The sequence below is a fragment of the Ruoffia sp. FAM 26255 genome (genome assembly GCF_045528525.1).
GTDB classification, from domain to species: domain Bacteria; phylum Bacillota; class Bacilli; order Lactobacillales; family Aerococcaceae; genus Ruoffia; species Ruoffia tabacinasalis.
Window position 1 is genome coordinate 12,351 of the sequence record NZ_JBGQQX010000004.1, and the last position, 15,555, is coordinate 27,905.

General features: G+C 38.2%; 15 protein-coding genes. 6 read left to right on the forward strand and 9 right to left on the reverse strand.

The features are described 5' to 3' along the window. Positions 1 to 434: 434 nt before the first annotated feature. Positions 435 to 1,721 (reverse strand): CinA family nicotinamide mononucleotide deamidase-related protein, encoded by a 1,287-nt coding sequence (locus ACEN31_RS01325; RefSeq protein WP_407108377.1) that lies wholly within the window; start codon positions 1,719 to 1,721, stop codon positions 435 to 437. A 199-nt stretch (positions 1,722 to 1,920) separates the two neighbouring features. Here ACEN31_RS01325 and ACEN31_RS01330 point away from each other — a divergent pair, with 199 nt between their 5' ends. The 3 genes from ACEN31_RS01330 (at position 1,921) to ACEN31_RS01340 (ending at position 4,357) form a co-directional block, all read left to right on the forward strand. Beyond that, positions 1,921 to 2,250: a four-helix bundle copper-binding protein gene (locus ACEN31_RS01330; protein ID WP_197104909.1), complete on the forward strand. Its 330-nt coding sequence runs from the start codon at positions 1,921 to 1,923 to the stop codon at positions 2,248 to 2,250. 142 nt (positions 2,251 to 2,392) lie between these two features. After that, on the forward strand, positions 2,393 to 2,971 hold the full coding sequence (locus tag ACEN31_RS01335; protein ID WP_407108378.1) for a rhodanese-like domain-containing protein: 579 nt from the start codon (positions 2,393 to 2,395) through the stop codon (positions 2,969 to 2,971). A gap of 105 nt (positions 2,972 to 3,076) precedes the next feature. Further along, a complete protein-coding gene (locus ACEN31_RS01340) occupies positions 3,077 to 4,357 on the forward strand; it encodes a hemolysin family protein (RefSeq protein ID WP_407108380.1) in 1,281 nt (426 codons plus the stop codon). A gap of 58 nt (positions 4,358 to 4,415) precedes the next feature. Here ACEN31_RS01340 and ACEN31_RS01345 read toward each other — a convergent pair whose 3' ends face one another. The 3 genes from ACEN31_RS01345 to ACEN31_RS01355 all read right to left on the reverse strand — a co-directional run bounded on the left by ACEN31_RS01345 (position 4,416) and on the right by ACEN31_RS01355 (position 8,331). Continuing rightward, entirely contained in the window at positions 4,416 to 5,861 is a 1,446-nt protein-coding gene (locus tag ACEN31_RS01345) for a glycoside hydrolase family 32 protein (protein ID WP_407108382.1), read from the reverse strand. A gap of 24 nt (positions 5,862 to 5,885) precedes the next feature. Next, entirely contained in the window at positions 5,886 to 7,259 is a 1,374-nt protein-coding gene (locus ACEN31_RS01350) for a PTS transporter subunit EIIC (protein WP_407108383.1), read from the reverse strand. Between the two features lie 91 nt (positions 7,260 to 7,350). Further along, positions 7,351 to 8,331: a LacI family DNA-binding transcriptional regulator gene (locus tag ACEN31_RS01355; RefSeq protein ID WP_407094009.1), complete on the reverse strand. Its 981-nt coding sequence runs from the start codon at positions 8,329 to 8,331 to the stop codon at positions 7,351 to 7,353. A gap of 197 nt (positions 8,332 to 8,528) precedes the next feature. Between ACEN31_RS01355 and fabV the strand changes: the two genes are divergently transcribed. Together fabV and ACEN31_RS01365 are read left to right on the forward strand one after the other, a co-directional pair. Next, positions 8,529 to 9,713 carry an enoyl-ACP reductase FabV gene (fabV, locus tag ACEN31_RS01360; protein ID WP_231606925.1) on the forward strand — a complete coding sequence of 395 codons (1,185 nt, stop codon included), beginning with the start codon at positions 8,529 to 8,531 and terminating at the stop codon, positions 9,711 to 9,713. A gap of 152 nt (positions 9,714 to 9,865) precedes the next feature. Continuing rightward, positions 9,866 to 10,756 carry a DegV family protein gene (locus ACEN31_RS01365; protein WP_407108384.1) on the forward strand — a complete coding sequence of 297 codons (891 nt, stop codon included), beginning with the start codon at positions 9,866 to 9,868 and terminating at the stop codon, positions 10,754 to 10,756. Here ACEN31_RS01365 and ACEN31_RS01370 read toward each other — a convergent pair. The 3 genes from ACEN31_RS01370 to yghU all read right to left on the reverse strand — a co-directional run bounded on the left by ACEN31_RS01370 (position 10,753) and on the right by yghU (position 12,859). Then, positions 10,753 to 11,400, reverse strand: a complete 648-nt coding sequence (locus ACEN31_RS01370) for an alpha/beta fold hydrolase (RefSeq protein ID WP_407090623.1) — start codon at positions 11,398 to 11,400, stop codon at positions 10,753 to 10,755. The genes ACEN31_RS01365 and ACEN31_RS01370 overlap by 4 nt on opposite strands. Before the next feature lie 92 nt (positions 11,401 to 11,492). Then, on the reverse strand, positions 11,493 to 11,978 hold the full coding sequence (locus tag ACEN31_RS01375; protein WP_407108385.1) for a DNA-deoxyinosine glycosylase: 486 nt from the start codon (positions 11,976 to 11,978) through the stop codon (positions 11,493 to 11,495). A gap of 95 nt (positions 11,979 to 12,073) precedes the next feature. Further along, positions 12,074 to 12,859: a glutathione-dependent disulfide-bond oxidoreductase gene (gene yghU / locus ACEN31_RS01380; protein WP_407108387.1), complete on the reverse strand. Its 786-nt coding sequence runs from the start codon at positions 12,857 to 12,859 to the stop codon at positions 12,074 to 12,076. Positions 12,860 to 13,036: 177 nt separating this feature from the next. On the opposite strand from yghU, the gene ACEN31_RS01385 reads away from it, so the two are divergent. Continuing rightward, entirely contained in the window at positions 13,037 to 14,617 is a 1,581-nt protein-coding gene (locus ACEN31_RS01385) for a potassium/proton antiporter (protein WP_407108414.1), read from the forward strand. A 266-nt stretch (positions 14,618 to 14,883) separates the two neighbouring features. Here the strand turns inward: ACEN31_RS01385 and ACEN31_RS01390 are convergent, their stop codons facing one another. Both ACEN31_RS01390 and ACEN31_RS01395 read right to left on the reverse strand, forming a co-directional pair. Further along, positions 14,884 to 15,111 carry a hypothetical protein gene (locus ACEN31_RS01390; protein ID WP_407108388.1) on the reverse strand — a complete coding sequence of 76 codons (228 nt, stop codon included), beginning with the start codon at positions 15,109 to 15,111 and terminating at the stop codon, positions 14,884 to 14,886. A gap of 10 nt (positions 15,112 to 15,121) precedes the next feature. Next, the gene (locus tag ACEN31_RS01395) at positions 15,122 to 15,544 is read right to left on the reverse strand and encodes a hypothetical protein (protein WP_407108390.1); all 423 of its coding nucleotides are present in this window, start codon (positions 15,542 to 15,544) and stop codon (positions 15,122 to 15,124) included. Between the last annotated feature and the right edge of the window lie 11 nt (positions 15,545 to 15,555).

The window sequence follows — 15,555 nt, forward strand, 5'->3', positions numbered from 1 at the left end:
GGCTTTATGCCCTTCCCCTAAAAATTTAGCAATGTCATTCCGTTTTGTACTATATGTCTGAATAAACGAGTGTGTTGCGTGTCGTTTTTCTGTGTGTTAATTTATACTTTTCTTGCATCGGAACCACATTACTTTCTGCGTATTGGTCACTACCTGTTGAAATGCAAATTTCTTCACACTTGCACATCTAAACTTAAATATACACCACTGTCATTTATATACATCTACTAGCCTTCGCTATTTCTTTACACAGTTACCTCTAGCATTATGGTAAACAACAGATAGTCCTGATACGCTGAGTAGCACTTTCACTGCTACTCCGAACCTTTAAGACGGTTCTGTCGTAAAGAGTGAAACGCCAATCTTTACTTACAGTTGCATCTCTCTCTTTACTAACTACATAATGCCATGTAAGCGTTTACTTGTCAAGCCTTTTATTCATCTTTTTTCACTTTTTCTTTATAAATTATTGATTCAATCTCTTCGTCCAAAAGAACCTGACGAATCAGGTTAAATGCACTCCAAACAGAGTATTCACGGTTCTGATTACGCTTGTATCCAAAGTGGAATTTCTTCGCAAAAGTAGACTTCTCTTTAACCGCCACACCAATCCAGACAGTTCCCGGTATCTCACCCTCTAGTGAACTTGGCCCTGCCGCTCCCGTTAAGGACACAGCGAGATCTGCCCCAAACGCTTCAAGTGCCTTTTCAGCCATCTCAAATGCACACTCTGCACTCACTACGCCATGCGTTTCAATGACTTCCTCAGCTACACCTAGAACTTCTTTTTTAATGGATTCATCATACGTAACCATCCCTCCATCAAAAAATAGGCCGGCTTCAAATAAACTCGACAATTCACTTAAAAATGCGCCCCCTGTTAAACTCTCAGCCCCTGTTATTTTAAGCTTCTTCTCTTTTAGTAGCTTTCTTACAATATTAGGTAAATTTTGATCACCGTAGCCAATAATATAAGGAGCAACACTTTTTTCAATCTCACTTTCAGCTTTAGCAATGAGTTGATGAACCTCATCGGCGTCAAAACCTCTCGCAGTAATCTGAACTTCAATCTCTAAACCCGCTGGAAAAATCTCAATAAACGTCGTGTCGTCAGATACCAAAATATCACCGAGATTTCTCTGCGCTTGAGCCATTGTTAAACCAAACAGTCGGAAAAGCTTTGTAGAGACGACTTGTCCATTCAAAAGATGCTCAATAATAAGTGGCCAAGCTTTCTCAGTAAACATGGGTTTTAATTCATCAGTTAGTCCTGGTAGTAAGATATACGTATGGGTATCAGACTGATAAAACATTCCCAAAGCGAGACCTGTGACATTCACTAACGGAATCGAATCAAGTAAAGTTAGCGCTTGAAGTTGGTTATTTTTTGGCATGATTAAGTCTGAATTTTTATGGTAAGTAATAATTCGGTTTTGTGTGTCATCATCTAAGACCAGTGGTTTATCGAGATGCTCTGATAGTGTTGTTTTGACGATATCGTCATCATCAGGACCTAAGCCACCTGTAAACACGAGTACATCTGCTTGTTGCTCTGCTTTCTCAATGGTTTCCAATAGCTTTTCTTTAGAATTATCGATCATAACTGCTTGAGTCACATTAATACCTACAGAAGTCAACTCGCGAGCAAAAAAAGCTGCATTTTTATTCTCAACTAAGCCTTTTAACAAACTTGAACCGACTGATATAATCTCTGCTTTCATTCAATCAACCTCCCAGATTTTTTTACTTTTATTATCTTTCAGTTTATCACAACTGTTTAGTGGATAGAAAAACTGTATGACTGTATTTCGCGATAATGGTCGCTTAAGTAAATGGGTATCATTTGCAGATAAAGCGTATACATAGTAAGCTTATTGTACAATAATAATAAAGATAATAGAAAAATAAGGAGGGAAAATTATGGTACAAGCAAAAGAGAAATTAATCGAAAAAGTAATGGCATGCCAAAAAGCCTGCGAGCACTGTTTTGATAGATGCTTACAAGAAGAAGACGTAAAAATGATGGCGGAATGTATTCGGACAGACCGAGATTGTGCTGATATATGTGGTATGGTTGTATCTTTCTCACATCGTCAAAGTCCCTTGTTAGATGAATTGATTGCGTTGTGTATTAAAGCTTGTGATACTTGTGCAAGTGAATGTGAACAACATGATCACGATCACTGTAAAGAATGCGCTAAAGCGTGTCGTGAATGCGAAGCAGCATGTAAAGAATATTTAGCAGTATAATTTATTAGAAGACGAGTATAAGTTCCTAAGGGAGGCTTATACTCATTTTTTGTCTCAACTTTAAAAACAGAATCGTTTCATTTTGTCTTATCTATATTGCTCCGTTATACTTACGGTACAAACATCTAAGGAGACTATCGCCATGAAAAAACTCAATTACAAACACATAAATAATCAACAACTCATCGATATCCGTGGACAACTGGACTATCAAGCTGGACATGGTCCAAAGACGCTGAATCTTAATCCAAGTAATTTCAAAAAGTACGCCTCATCATTTATCGCATCGGATCAAGCTATCATTTTTATTATTAATGAAGAATCAAAAGATTTCATTGATGAGCTTGAATTATTGAGCCAAGAAGTCGGATTTATTGATGTTCAAGGATATATTTTAGCACACGATATTCCGATAGAAAGCAGACAACAAATCAAATCCATCAACGTACATGATTTTCTTGCAGTTGAAGATGACTATATTTTACTTGATTTCAGACATCCTGATGAGATTACACGTCCTGCCCCTGAAGAGAATTTAATTAATATTCCACTTGAAGACTTACCTTCCACTTACCAAAAGTTAGATAAAGACCAGATGATTTATACACTATGTGGCTCAGGTAATCGCGCAACTTCAGCAGCTTCTTTTCTAGCTAATAAAGGCTATAAACCTGTCGTCATTGAAGGTGGGATGAAAGCCGTTCAAGAGGCAGTTTATTAACTTTTTGCAATGTTAGTAAAGTCGGTGTATCCAAAGTTAGTATTTATAGATATAATAGATTACATAACAATACACTTTATTAACAAATAAAAAAAGGAGAAAGCGATGTTAACACCCATCATTTTACTTATTGTCTTTACTCTGTTAAATGGTTTTTTCTCTGGTTCAGAGATGGCATTTATAACTGCAAATAAAGACAAATTAGAGAAAGAAGCCGAATCTGGGAGCAAAAAGGCTCAACTCGCATTAAAGCTATATTATAATCAAGATCGCGTTTTAGCGGTTGTCCAAGTGGCGATTACTTTAATCGGAACGTTAAACTCATCTTTTGCAACGAGTGGGTTATCACAATTCATTTCACCTTATCTAGGTGCACAAGGTGCGGCGATCGTTATTTCGCTCATCGTAACTGTATTAACTTTAATTTTCGGGGAATTATTACCTAAATCAATTGGGCAAGCCATTCCTGAAAAATATTCAAAGGCATCGGCACGTATTTTAAATCTGATTTACACGATTTTTAAACCGGTTGTTTGGTTTTTAACTGTCACGTTAAACTTCTTTCAATCGCTTCTTCCGATTGACTTTTCCAATGAAGATGAGAAATTAACTTTCTCAAATATCCGTGAAATTGTGATTCGAGGTGGTAAAGAAGGAGCGCTTGAATCGGATGAAGTTGGCATGATGCAAGGTGTTCTGAAACTGAACCGGAAAAATGTTCGTGAGGTGATGGTGCCTCGTAATCAAGCATTGATGATTGATATTAATAAAGAACGCGAAGTGAATCACGAAATCATCGTCAATTCGACATTTTCAAGACTGCCTGTTTATCAAGATGACAAAGATAATATTTTAGGTGTAGTTTTAGTGAAGGACTACTTGCGTGCGAGTGTCCTGGTCGGCGATTACACCCAAGTCGATTTAAAAGATTTAGCTCATGATCCTTTAAATGTTCCTGAAACTTTACTATTAGATGATTTATTCTCGCAAATTCAACAAACGAGCAATCATATTGCGGTTGTAAAAGACGAATACGGTCAAACCGTTGGGCTCGTTACTTTAGAAGATATTATCGAGGAAATTGTTGGAGAGATTTATGATGAATATGATACGGTCGAAGAAGATGCTCTAGTGCAAAAACTAGACGAATCATCATGGCTAGTCAACGGTATTATGAATATCAATGACTTCAATGAATACTTTGGTACCATTGTGACAAGCAACGAAGTGGACACAATTGGTGGCTACTTCACATATAAATCCGAAATTATTCCAAGCGAAGATAAGATTGGCACATGCCTTGAAATTGAAATGCTGATGCTTGAATTAATGCAAGTCAATGAAGCAACTGCAACTCAATTAAAAGTTACTCGCATTGCTGAATAGCATAAACAAAGGCTCAAGAATGGTGATGAATTTATCACGGTTCTTGAGCCTTTTTAAATTATTTTGTTGTTGTCGCTAAGTCCCAATAAGTGACTTTTCCGGTTCCATTTCCAGTTATTTGTATCTTATCTTGGTTCGCATCGGGATAGACGCGTGAAGTAAAGACGGCTTCACCATCATTGACAAAGATTTCTAATGAGGACGTATCAGAGAAAATGTGTAATTGCGATAGTGATTCAAGTGGAAGCGTGCGCTTACGACGACCGTAGCCACTTTCTCCATGTCTTAATGTTAGTTCTCCGTCTTGATAAGTTACCGAAGTATCTTGTCGCAGTTGTAGTTCAAAATCTTTCGGTCGTTCATCAAAATCAATCAATAGTTCGTAGACTTCACCTCTTAGTGTGTCAGCAGACAATTCAGTCAGAGAATACGACTGTTCTTGGCCACGCAGAGTCTGATATTCCACTAAGGGGCGTTGTTTTAACATGCCGTCTTCAAAGTTTAACTCACGCGGTAAAGCCATCGCATGTTGCCACCCTCTCGCAATCGTTGGGTTATTGTATTCCGGCTGAGTATCGCCAATGCCCATCCAAACCCACATAATGCGGCGACCTTGGTCGTCTTCAAACGTTTGAGGTGCATAGAAATCAAATCCATGGTCCAACTCTCTAAAATCTTCTTCCACTTGGAACTTTAACTCATCCCAGTTCACTTGCCCGGTTAAGTAAGTGGCCGCATGTGGGTTATGATAGTTGTATGTTGTTGGCAGGATTCCTTGTGGTGAAAAAACTAAGATATCTTTACCTGACACATTAAAGTAATCCGGACATTCCCACATGTACCCTTGCTCTTCATCCCCTTCTAGAAATATACCTTCATATTCCCAATCATATAAATTAGGTGAGCTATAAATCAAGATGCTTCCCACATTAGTACGGCGTCTCGCACCTAAAATCAAGTAATATTTTCCATTTAATTCAAATACTTTTGGATCGCGAATATGATCCGTAAAACCTTCTGGGTATGCTGAGTGCGGAATGATCACTTCTCTTGATTCAATTGTAAAACCATCGGGTGAAACTACATGGACAGTATTTTGTTCGCGTCCACTAAATGTATAATCATGGTCACCCTCATTTTTAACGTTACCTGTATAGAAGAAATGAATCTTATCGTCTAATACAATGGCACTGCCTGAATATACACCATCTTGGTCAAACGCTTGATCAGGTGACATAAAGATCTCTTCATCTTTAAATTGCACCATATCTGTCGACGTCTTGTGTCCCCAATGAGTTGCGCCACCTTTAGGGTCTTCCGGAACATATTGATGGTATAAATGATAGACGCCGTCAAATTGCACCGCCCCGTTTGGGTCATTCAACCAGCCTGTTTCAGGCATTTGGTGATAACTAAGTCGCCATGGATCTGCCTCTACACTTGCCTTTAATTTTGCTTGAGCTGCTTGAATTTGTTTCCAGTTAATATATGCTTTTTTACTCATCAATTCGTCTCCTTTACATCACTTTTAAACTTCTTCACGAATGGCTTTTCCTTGTAAACGAACTAAGATGAAGCCAACTATGAAAGCTACTAAGCTCACGATAATGTATTGTGCTAAAGCTGTTAAGCTACTTGTATAAAGTAGCAATCCAGGAATAAAAGTAATTCCCATACCTGTTGCTGCTAAGTCGAAGAGGTAAATTAAAAATCCTCCAACCGCACCCGCAACAATCCCTGAACCAAATATACGAAGTGATCTCATGTTAACACCGAATAATAGGGGTTCTGTAATTCCAAATAAAGTAGGCACCGCTGAACTGATCATGTTTGTACGTTTCACTTGGTCCTTCATTAAAAAGGCTGTTCCAATTGCAGCACCAAATTGTCCTGCCATACTCACTGTAGTTAAAGGCTGAATCACATTCAATCCCGTATCACTCAACAACGTTATTTCGATTAAACCAATTGAATGGTGTAAACCAGTAATAACAATTAATTGTTGAAGTGCTCCAAAGACTATGTAGCCAATACCTAACGGCGCATTGATTAAAGTGACGATACCATCAATGACAAAGCTTTCAATTACTTGAATGATTGGACCTAACACGAATAATATAACACCAATTGTAATCGTAATCGTTAAGAACGGCGTCACAATCAGATCCATCACTTTAGGCACCCATGTACGTAACCATTTGTCTAATTTACTAATCATCCAACCCGCAAGAATCGCTGGGAAAATCGAACCTTGATAGCCATAAATATCAATCCCGAAAATATTCATCGGAATCGCACTGCCGCCTCGAACGTCATAGGCATTCGGTAATTGTGGTGCTACCATCATCAACCCAACAACAATACCTAACAACGGATTCCCACCAAATTTACGCGTTGCACTGTAGGCAATTAACACTGGTAAGAATGCAAAAGCCGTATCTGTTAGCATCGCAAAGAGTCCTGCAACATCTTCAGTCATCTCTAGACCAAGTTCAACTAATAAACCACGCAGACCCATTAATAGCCCTGTCGTTACTAGCGCTGGAATTAAAGGCACTAAAATATCTGCTAAAATTCGAACAACTTTTTGAACAGGATTTAAGTTTGCATAAATATCATCTTTCATCGACCCATCATCATCTGAACTTGATTTTCCTAAATATTCATCTAATTCTTTAGTGACTTCATTGACTTTTCCTGTACCAAAAATAAACTGATGTTGCCCTGTTGAGAAGAAATAACCTTTACTCTCTTCAATATTTTCTGCTTTCTCTTTATCTAACTTACTATCGTCTTTAAGCACAACACGCAAGCGCGTAGCACAGTGCTCATAGTTTTTTATATTCTCTTTACCACCAATGACATCCAACAACTGTTCAATTGATTTATCATATTTCCCCATGTTTATCCCTCCAGATAATTACAAAACTTGGAAACGGAACCGGTTCCATTGAATAGTAAAGCAAACGCTTGCAAATTGCAAGCATTTTTTGTTATTTTATTTTTTTAGTGGATTGTTTTACATTTAATTGATTGGGCATCGTCTCCAGTAAGCTAACTGGATCCTCTTTCATCATTTGTTCGATCCGATTCAACGCTTTAATCCCTAAGCCATAAAATGGGTAATCGATGGTCGTAATACTTGGAAATGTATAATCAGATTCGCTATATCCCCCAAAACCGGATAAAGAAAAATCATCTGGAACAGATAGATTTAATTCGTTGGCTGCATTCAATATTCCGATCGCTATATGATCCGTTGCAGCCGCGATATAAGTTGCCTCAGTCGTTGGTAAATAGTCTAAAGCTTGTTGATAAGCTTCTTTTCTTGAGAAACTCGTCTCATGGAATGCTGCTTCAAAACCTGCTTCTTTTACTGTATCCATAAACCCATTTCGTCTCAAAACCCCCACCGCATTGTCCTCTTCTGTGACGCCGACGTATAATATTTTTGTATGCCCTAATTCCAAGGCATGTTCAGCAATCAATCTGCCAGCTTCATAATCTTGATGGACAAGACTTGGAACACCCTCAATTTTTTGGCCTAAAATGAGGGTGGGAATGCTTAATTGAGTTACTTGTTTCTTTAAGTCCTCATCCATCTTACTCGCGATGAGAATGATGCCGCCGACTTTTTGTCTTTTTAATAAAGAGATATTCTCTTTCTCACGTTCAATACTCAAGTTGGAATTGGTTAACATTAACTGGTAGCCTTTTTCATGCGCAACGTCATCGATCCCTTTTAACACTTGATTTGTCGATGGGGAATCGAATCTTGGCAGAACCACACCAATCATATTTGAGTGCTGGGCTTTTAAACTTTGGGCAAATTGATTCGGCACATAACCTGTTTCTTCGATGATGGCTTGGATTTTTTCACGTGTCTTATCACTCACAGATCCATTATTTAAATACCGGGATACCGTGCTTTTTGCCACACCCGCACGCTTCGCAATGTCATTTAATGTCGTCAATTCCTTCACCTCTTTATCTATTTAACATTATATTACCATATCGGACCAATGAACTCATTGTCCAAATTCAAATCCTAAGATTCCTTTAAAATAATTCGCCACAGTTCGGTTATAACTATCAAATTAGGTGAAATTTTAGTATATTAGAGATACTTAATTAATCATTGGAGGTCATTACTATCAAATTCGAACATAAAATGCGTGGAAATGTGTCATTTGGTGTTAACCCAATTGGGTGTAAACAAGAAGTGAATAATCAAATTGACTTTGTTAAAGAACAAGGTGCTTATGAAGGCCCTAAAAAAGTCTTAATCATTGGTGCGTCTTCAAGTTACGGCTTAGCGACACGTATTAGTCTCGCTTTCGGTGCGAATGCGGATACGATTGGTGTATCATTTGAAAAAGGTCCTAAATCAGAAAAAAACTTAGGGACAGCAGGTTGGTATAACAATATCTACTTTAAACAAGCGGCAGAAGCCGAAGGCTTAATCGCGAAAAACTTCGTCCAAGATGCTTTCAGTCACGAAACGAAGCAAGATGTTATTAAATACATCAAAGAAGAATTTGGTGGTAAAGTTGATCTGGTTGTATACAGTCTTGCGTCAAGTGTCCGCACAGATCCTGATACCGGCGAACGCTTTAATTCAGTGATTAAATCGATTGACCAAACAGTTGTCGGACCGAATGTAAATATTCAAAAACAAGAGTTCTTTGAGCACGTCTTAGAACCTGCGACAGAAGAAGAGATTGCCGATACAGTCAAAGTGATGGGGGGCGAAGATTGGCAATTATGGATGGAAGCTTTAAAAGAAGCAGGTGTCCTAGAAGAAGATGTTTTAACAGTAAATTACTCATACTTAGGTTCTGATCTAAACCGTCCTTACTATGGTGACGGAACGTTAGGTCAAGCGAAAGCAGACTGTGAAGTCAAAGCAGATAATATTAATGAATTATTAACTGATATTAATGGAAAAGCGACGATTGTGGTTGCGACGGCTGTAACAACCAAAGCCAGTTCAGTGATACCATTCTTCCCAGTGTATTGCATGGGGCTTTATCGCATCATGGCTGATAACGGAACGCATGAAACGCCAATTATGCACCAAGACCGTATTTACCGTGATATGTTATATGGTAATAATGCAGAGTATGATGACAAAGGACGCCTACGTCCAGATAGTTGGGAGTTAGATCCAGAAGTTCAAAAAGAAGCTGAAACATTAATTCACACGATTAATGAAGATAATTTCACTTCGGACAAAACTGGTTATAGTATCTTTATGAAAGAATATTTAAACTTAGCTGGCTTTGACGTTGACGGTTATAACGAAGCCGAAGGCGAAGAAACAACTCTAGATGATTTACTTGCTTTAGAATTCTAAAAATTCAAACAAAAAACAGTTCGCCTGTCCAACGCGAACTGTTTTTTGCTGTCTGAGGCCTTTCATTTGGCTTTTATTCACTATATACTTAAGATTAATTAAAGGATGATATTAATTCATTATAATATTATATTTAAGAAAGGATGAGGAGAATGAAAGCTGCCATTATTGTGGATAGTACTGCAGGCTTAACTGAAGAAACAGCGACGCTCTCGAATATTTACCAAATATATCTTAGTACCATATTTGTAGATGGGACTGTGTATATTGACTCGCCCGATGAGTCTTTAACGAAAGATTTTTACGATAGAATGGACACTGAGAAAAACCTGCCCAAAACTTCTCAACCCGATACGAAACAAATTTATGATTTATTTGAGCAACTCGTTCAAGATGGTTATGACACGGTCTTTGGTGTTTTACTCTCTGAGAAAATAAGTGGAACCTTTCAATCAATTCAAACGACTTCCAGAGAATTCAGCGATCAATTAGACATTCATTTAATTGACGCACAGTTGACTTCTTTTGTGATGGAGGCGATGGTACTTAATTTAGTTGAACTCATTCAACGTCAATTTGAACCAAATGACATTGTTACTCGTATCAAGCATTTGCTTGAACAATCAGCCTTTTACTTCACTCCAGCAAAACTGGATAACTTAGTGAAAGGTGGTCGCGTTAGCTCATTAAGTGGGTTTCTTGGCAATGCCCTCAATATTAAGCCCATCATTACAATGGGTGCAGAACACGATGGGCAAGTATATGTTCCGGAAAAAATCCGGACGAAGAAAAAGGCTCATGACCGCTTGTTTGAGATTGCGGATACACACATTCAACAATATCCAAAACACGCATATGTCGCGGTTGGCCATACTGGGGCTGAAGAAGATGCCCAAGTCATGCGCGACCGCATTCAATCCGCTTACCCTGATTTACCCATTCGAATTGGCTTTATTACGCCCGTTCTAGGAACTCATGGCGGGAGTGGTGCCATTTCAATCAACGTGGCCCCATTATTAAATCCTTCCGCATACTCCAATTAAATACGCGCATTTGCTAGCCATTCAGCAATCAATTTGACCGTCAGGTCAGGTTGATCTGCATAGAGATTGTGGCTAGCTTTTTGTATAACTTTATAATCGACATAAGAGTTTTGTCTCTCTTCCAGTCTTTGCATTTTAATCGGTAACTCCTCTTCGGAATCACTTAATAGCAATAAGGTCGGAGTTTTGTAATCCGGTCGGATAATCGTTAATTTCATCGCATCATTTAATTTCATTAGTTCCAACAAGCCTTCTTCAGATAACTCGTCGCCACCTATTTGACTTAGTACTTCTTTAGTTTCTTCCATAGATTCAGCCAGCGTTTTACCAACATCTTCATTCGTCAAGATTCCCCCATCCAACATAATCACTCGTTCAATTTGTGTTAGGCGGGTAGATAAGTAAGCAGCGATTTCGGCCCCGATAGAATGCCCCATCAAGATGATCTCTTCATCTGGAAAATACCCTTCAAAATAAGCTAGCAACTCTTCAAAATCATCAATCGTGACATCTTTCGCACCGAACTGTCCCGGTAAATCTAGATAAGTAAATTCATAGCCTTTTTCTTCCAATGACTCTCGTAACTCCAATGAATCTTCTCGACCGCCTCCGAAACCATTTATAAAAAATATTTTCTGGCTCATCTTTATGACCTCTTTTCTATAATGACTCTTCACCAGGTAGGTTGCGTTAGTATAACACATCGCCTTTAAAAAACATCCTTAAAGACTTTTACTTAATTTAACACTGAGCGAATGGCTTGAGTCCATTGTTCCATGCGTTCTTTTTCACGGCCGTTATTCAAACCACTTGTAGATAAGGCGCTGACAACGTCATAGGATTGAAAGACTGGTTGCTTAATAATTTCTTTATAGGCTGTTTTCCCATTCGCAATAATGAGTTTGATTGGTATACCCTTTAACACGATTTCAAAATCATTTAAGGTCGGATTCTTTATCTTATGATCTAAACTTCCCTCTCTTTTCGCCGTCGCATACACATCCCAAAGACCGATGCCGTGGGCTTGTAAGGTATCTAAGCGTTCTTGGTAATCAACTGGGTCTGGAACTTCTAAGGCGTTAAATACTACCCGCCAAAAGGCATTCCCGGGGTTACCGTAGTATTGCTGCTTTCGTAAAGACGGCACACCCGGGTGGCTACCCAAAATGAGGATGCGTGTTCCTTGATTGACGACTGGTTCAAAACTATGTGTCTCTTCCATATCTCATTCTCCTATTCAACATTTTTAATGCAAAAAGCTCCTTCTAAAGAAGCCAAAGCTTGTACTTCAGAAAGAGCAACTAATTACTTTTTAACTTAGTCTTTGATTGGTTTGTATTCGACTTCTAAACCTTTCTTCACAGCTGGACGCTCTGCAATGCGGCGAGCCCATTCTAATACCTTTGGATATGATTGGATGTCTAAGAATTCTGCTGAACCTTCGTATAAATCCCCTAGAGCAAGACGGCCATACCACGACCAGTTTACGATATCTGCAATGGTATATTCGTCTCCTGCAATATATGGTCGTTTCCCTAAAGTCTTATTTAATAAGTCTAATTGGCGCTTTGTTTCCATTGTGAAGCGATCAATCGGGTATTTTATTGGTTCTGGTGCATAGGCAAAGAAGTGTCCAAATCCTCCACCAACATAAGGTCCTGCACCAATTTGCCAGAATAGCCAGTTCATCGTCTCAGTGCGCCCATGAATATCTGTTGGAATTAATTTATTAAATTTCTCTGCTAAGTAAAGTAAAATCGAACCTGATTCAAAGATTTCTAATCGTGGCTCTTGGCTTTGATCAACCAGTGCCGGAATCTTAGAGTTTGGATTGATTTCGACGAAATCTGAACCAAATTGGTCACCGTCGCCGATATTTATTAGATATACATCATAATCAACATCCACACCTAATTCTTTTAACTCTTCAAACATAATGGTTGCTTTAATTCCATTTGGTGTTCCTAGTGAATAGAGTTGGAATGGCGCTTCTCCTACAGGCAATGTTTGTTCGAAACGACTCCCTGCAGTTGGGCGATTACCCCCTAAATTCGAATTTTCGTCTTCCCATTTCCACACTTTTGGTAATTCATATGACGTCATCGTAACACTCCTTATATAGTTTATTCGTAGCTTCATCATACTACTTTTACTGAGCTTTTCCCAAGTATTCGCTTAGAAACTATTCCCGCTAATTTTATAGGTAATTTCACTAAGGTCTCTACCTAACTGTGCTATAATAGTCTTAAGCAATAATAATAAGGAGAGATTACAATTTATATATTAATCATTTCACTTGTGCTTATCATGGCCTTGATTGCTATGCGCATTTCAAGTGATTTAAAGATACCACAATTACTTCTGTTCATGCTCTTAGGTGTTTCCTTTAATTTTTTTGGCGCAGATTTTACGAATTATAATTTTTCCAATCAAATATCTTCCATAGCTCTGATGTTCATTATTTTCTATGGAGGATTTGGTACAAAATGGAAGATGTCAAAGCCAGTTGCAAAAGAAGCTATTACTTTAAGTTTCCTCGGAACGGTTCTAACCGCATTGATCACCGGACTCTTCGTTTATTTAGTCTTTGATTTTTCTTTACTTGAGGCTATGTTACTCGGTTCCATTATTGGTTCGACCGATTATGCCAGTGTATCGGACGTTCTCGTCTCTCGACGCTTAAAATTAAGATACAATACAGACTCATTACTAGAGTTAGAATCAGGATCGAATGACCCGACGGCTTATACGATGGTCGTACTATTCTCGACGCTACTTCAAGGAAAAAACGTCAATGTTCCTGTCTTAATTATCTTACAAGTTGGGATTGGTTTATTACTCGGCTTTGCTTTAGGGTGGGTATTCATCCGTATTCTCGACTACTTAAATACTCGAGAAAATATGGAAGTCATTCTGTTAGCTGCCGCTGCTTTATTCACTTATGAATTTACAAACCAAATTGGTGGTAACGGCTACTTAGCGGTTTATATCTTTGGTATTTATATTGGTAATAAAGAATTCGTTGGTAAGCGTGAAGTTGTCTTCTTTTTTGATAGCTTTACAAACTTAGCTCAAATTGGCCTATTCTTCTTACTTGGTCTTTTATCTGATCCAAGTTCGATTATTGCGATGTTGCCGATTGCCTTAGTGATTATGTTATTTATGACATTTATTTCGCGTCCTGCCTCGGTTTATGGTTTAATGGCGCCCTTTAAGTTGAATAAAAACCAACTGCCTGTTATTGCCTTTGCCGGACTACGAGGAGCTGCGGCAATTGCGTTCGCCATTAGTGTGGTCAATTCTGACACACCATTCTTGAACGACCTCTATCATATTGTCTTTGATATTTGTCTGTTATCATCTCTCATTCAAGGAGGTTATTTACCAACCTTATCTAAGAAAATGGATATGGTTGATCCTGAAGATGCGTCTTTACGTAACTTCAACTCGTTACAAGATAAGAGTGACGTCGGCTTTTTAGCTACTAAGATAAAAGCAGACAGTGACTTAGTGAATACTTATATTCGAGATATCACACTGGCTTTTGATTTTATTATCGCAAAAGTCCTTCGTCACGGCGAAACAATTGTCCCAAACGGCGATGTGCAACTTAAAGTTGGCGATGTGATTGTCTTAGCTGGACGTTCTTACTTCGATGTGGTCGGAACGGACTTACTAGAATTTCGAATCAACAGCCACCACAATTGGGTTAATAAACAGATTAAAAATATTCGCTTAGAACGTGACTCCTTAATCGTCTTAGTCTTAAGAGGCGATAATGAGTTGATTGTTCCAAATGGGGATACAACTATTCTTGATCAGGATACCGTCTTAGTTTTAGAAGCATCTAATGCGAAGTAAATAGTTAAAGAGCGAGGCACATATGCCTCGCTCTTTTTTGTAGACGTTAACTTGAGTCAAACCGATCTTGCATTTAGATCAAGACCCTTTGACGTCATTAAACTACTCCTTCAAGTTTGTTATTCACTTACAATATACCATTCACTCCATCCTAAACTAAACATTATAATTTCAATATTATATTGATAACTTACTTTGTTTTATAATTAATAAATTATCGTCTCAAGTAGATATTATGGAAGTGAGAATGAAGTTAAATATCGCTTTTACAAATCGCGTTTATTTGATTCAATCATAATAAATTCTGGTAAATAATTCGGCGTACACCCTTTCGAAACTTTCTCATCTTTGTACAGGCCTGTATCTTCACCAATTATAACGCAACGTTTACGGTACTGTTCCTCATAAACCCCAATCCAGCCTGCTGTAAAGTTCATAGCCCACTGAACTTCTGGTCGCTCTTGACTAATTTTAGCTTCAATTGCAGTTACCAAGTCTGATGTATTATTTGGTGGTGTTTTCCCAGTCCATCTTAATCGTCCTTGATGATACCAGTAAGTCCGCCTTTGAAGTGCGTATGGACTTATCCTCCCACGACTCCATGAGTGTCGTTAATTTCTTATTCTTTATGAGCTGATTAGCTAACAACCAATCCATTAGATTGTTACTTTCATCATATGTATGAATTTGCATATCATCAACAAGTTCATCTAATACTTCTTCTGAAAGTAGTTTTTTGTCCATAATTAAGATTGATAAAAGCCTTGGTAAAAACTTACCACTCGACCAAAGTTCCATCGCCAGTTCATAATCAACTTTTATTTCTTTTGCAATTTTTCGTAAGTCACCTAATTTTGTATTATCATCAATCTGTCGAAATATTGTTTCCGCTTTTTCAGAGGTCTGTATTACTTTGTTTTGATTCATCGAAATACTCC

Coding starts and splice junctions, on each gene's coding strand:
- ACEN31_RS01325 (WP_407108377.1), bottom strand. CDS start 1,721: ATGAAAGCAGAGATTATATCAGTCGGTTCAAGTTTGTTAAAAGGCTTA.
- ACEN31_RS01395 (WP_407108390.1), bottom strand. CDS start 15,544: ATGAATCAAAACAAAGTAATACAGACCTCTGAAAAAGCGGAAACAATA.
- ACEN31_RS01375 (WP_407108385.1), bottom strand. CDS start 11,978: ATGGAAGAGACACATAGTTTTGAACCAGTCGTCAATCAAGGAACACGC.
- yghU (WP_407108387.1), bottom strand. CDS start 12,859: ATGACGTCATATGAATTACCAAAAGTGTGGAAATGGGAAGACGAAAAT.
- ACEN31_RS01345 (WP_407108382.1), bottom strand. CDS start 5,861: ATGAGTAAAAAAGCATATATTAACTGGAAACAAATTCAAGCAGCTCAA.
- ACEN31_RS01370 (WP_407090623.1), bottom strand. CDS start 11,400: ATGAGCCAGAAAATATTTTTTATAAATGGTTTCGGAGGCGGTCGAGAA.
- fabV (WP_231606925.1), top strand. CDS start 8,529: ATGCGTGGAAATGTGTCATTTGGTGTTAACCCAATTGGGTGTAAACAA.
- ACEN31_RS01365 (WP_407108384.1), top strand. CDS start 9,866: ATGAAAGCTGCCATTATTGTGGATAGTACTGCAGGCTTAACTGAAGAA.
- ACEN31_RS01350 (WP_407108383.1), bottom strand. CDS start 7,259: ATGGGGAAATATGATAAATCAATTGAACAGTTGTTGGATGTCATTGGT.
- ACEN31_RS01330 (WP_197104909.1), top strand. CDS start 1,921: ATGGTACAAGCAAAAGAGAAATTAATCGAAAAAGTAATGGCATGCCAA.
- ACEN31_RS01335 (WP_407108378.1), top strand. CDS start 2,393: ATGAAAAAACTCAATTACAAACACATAAATAATCAACAACTCATCGAT.
- ACEN31_RS01340 (WP_407108380.1), top strand. CDS start 3,077: ATGTTAACACCCATCATTTTACTTATTGTCTTTACTCTGTTAAATGGT.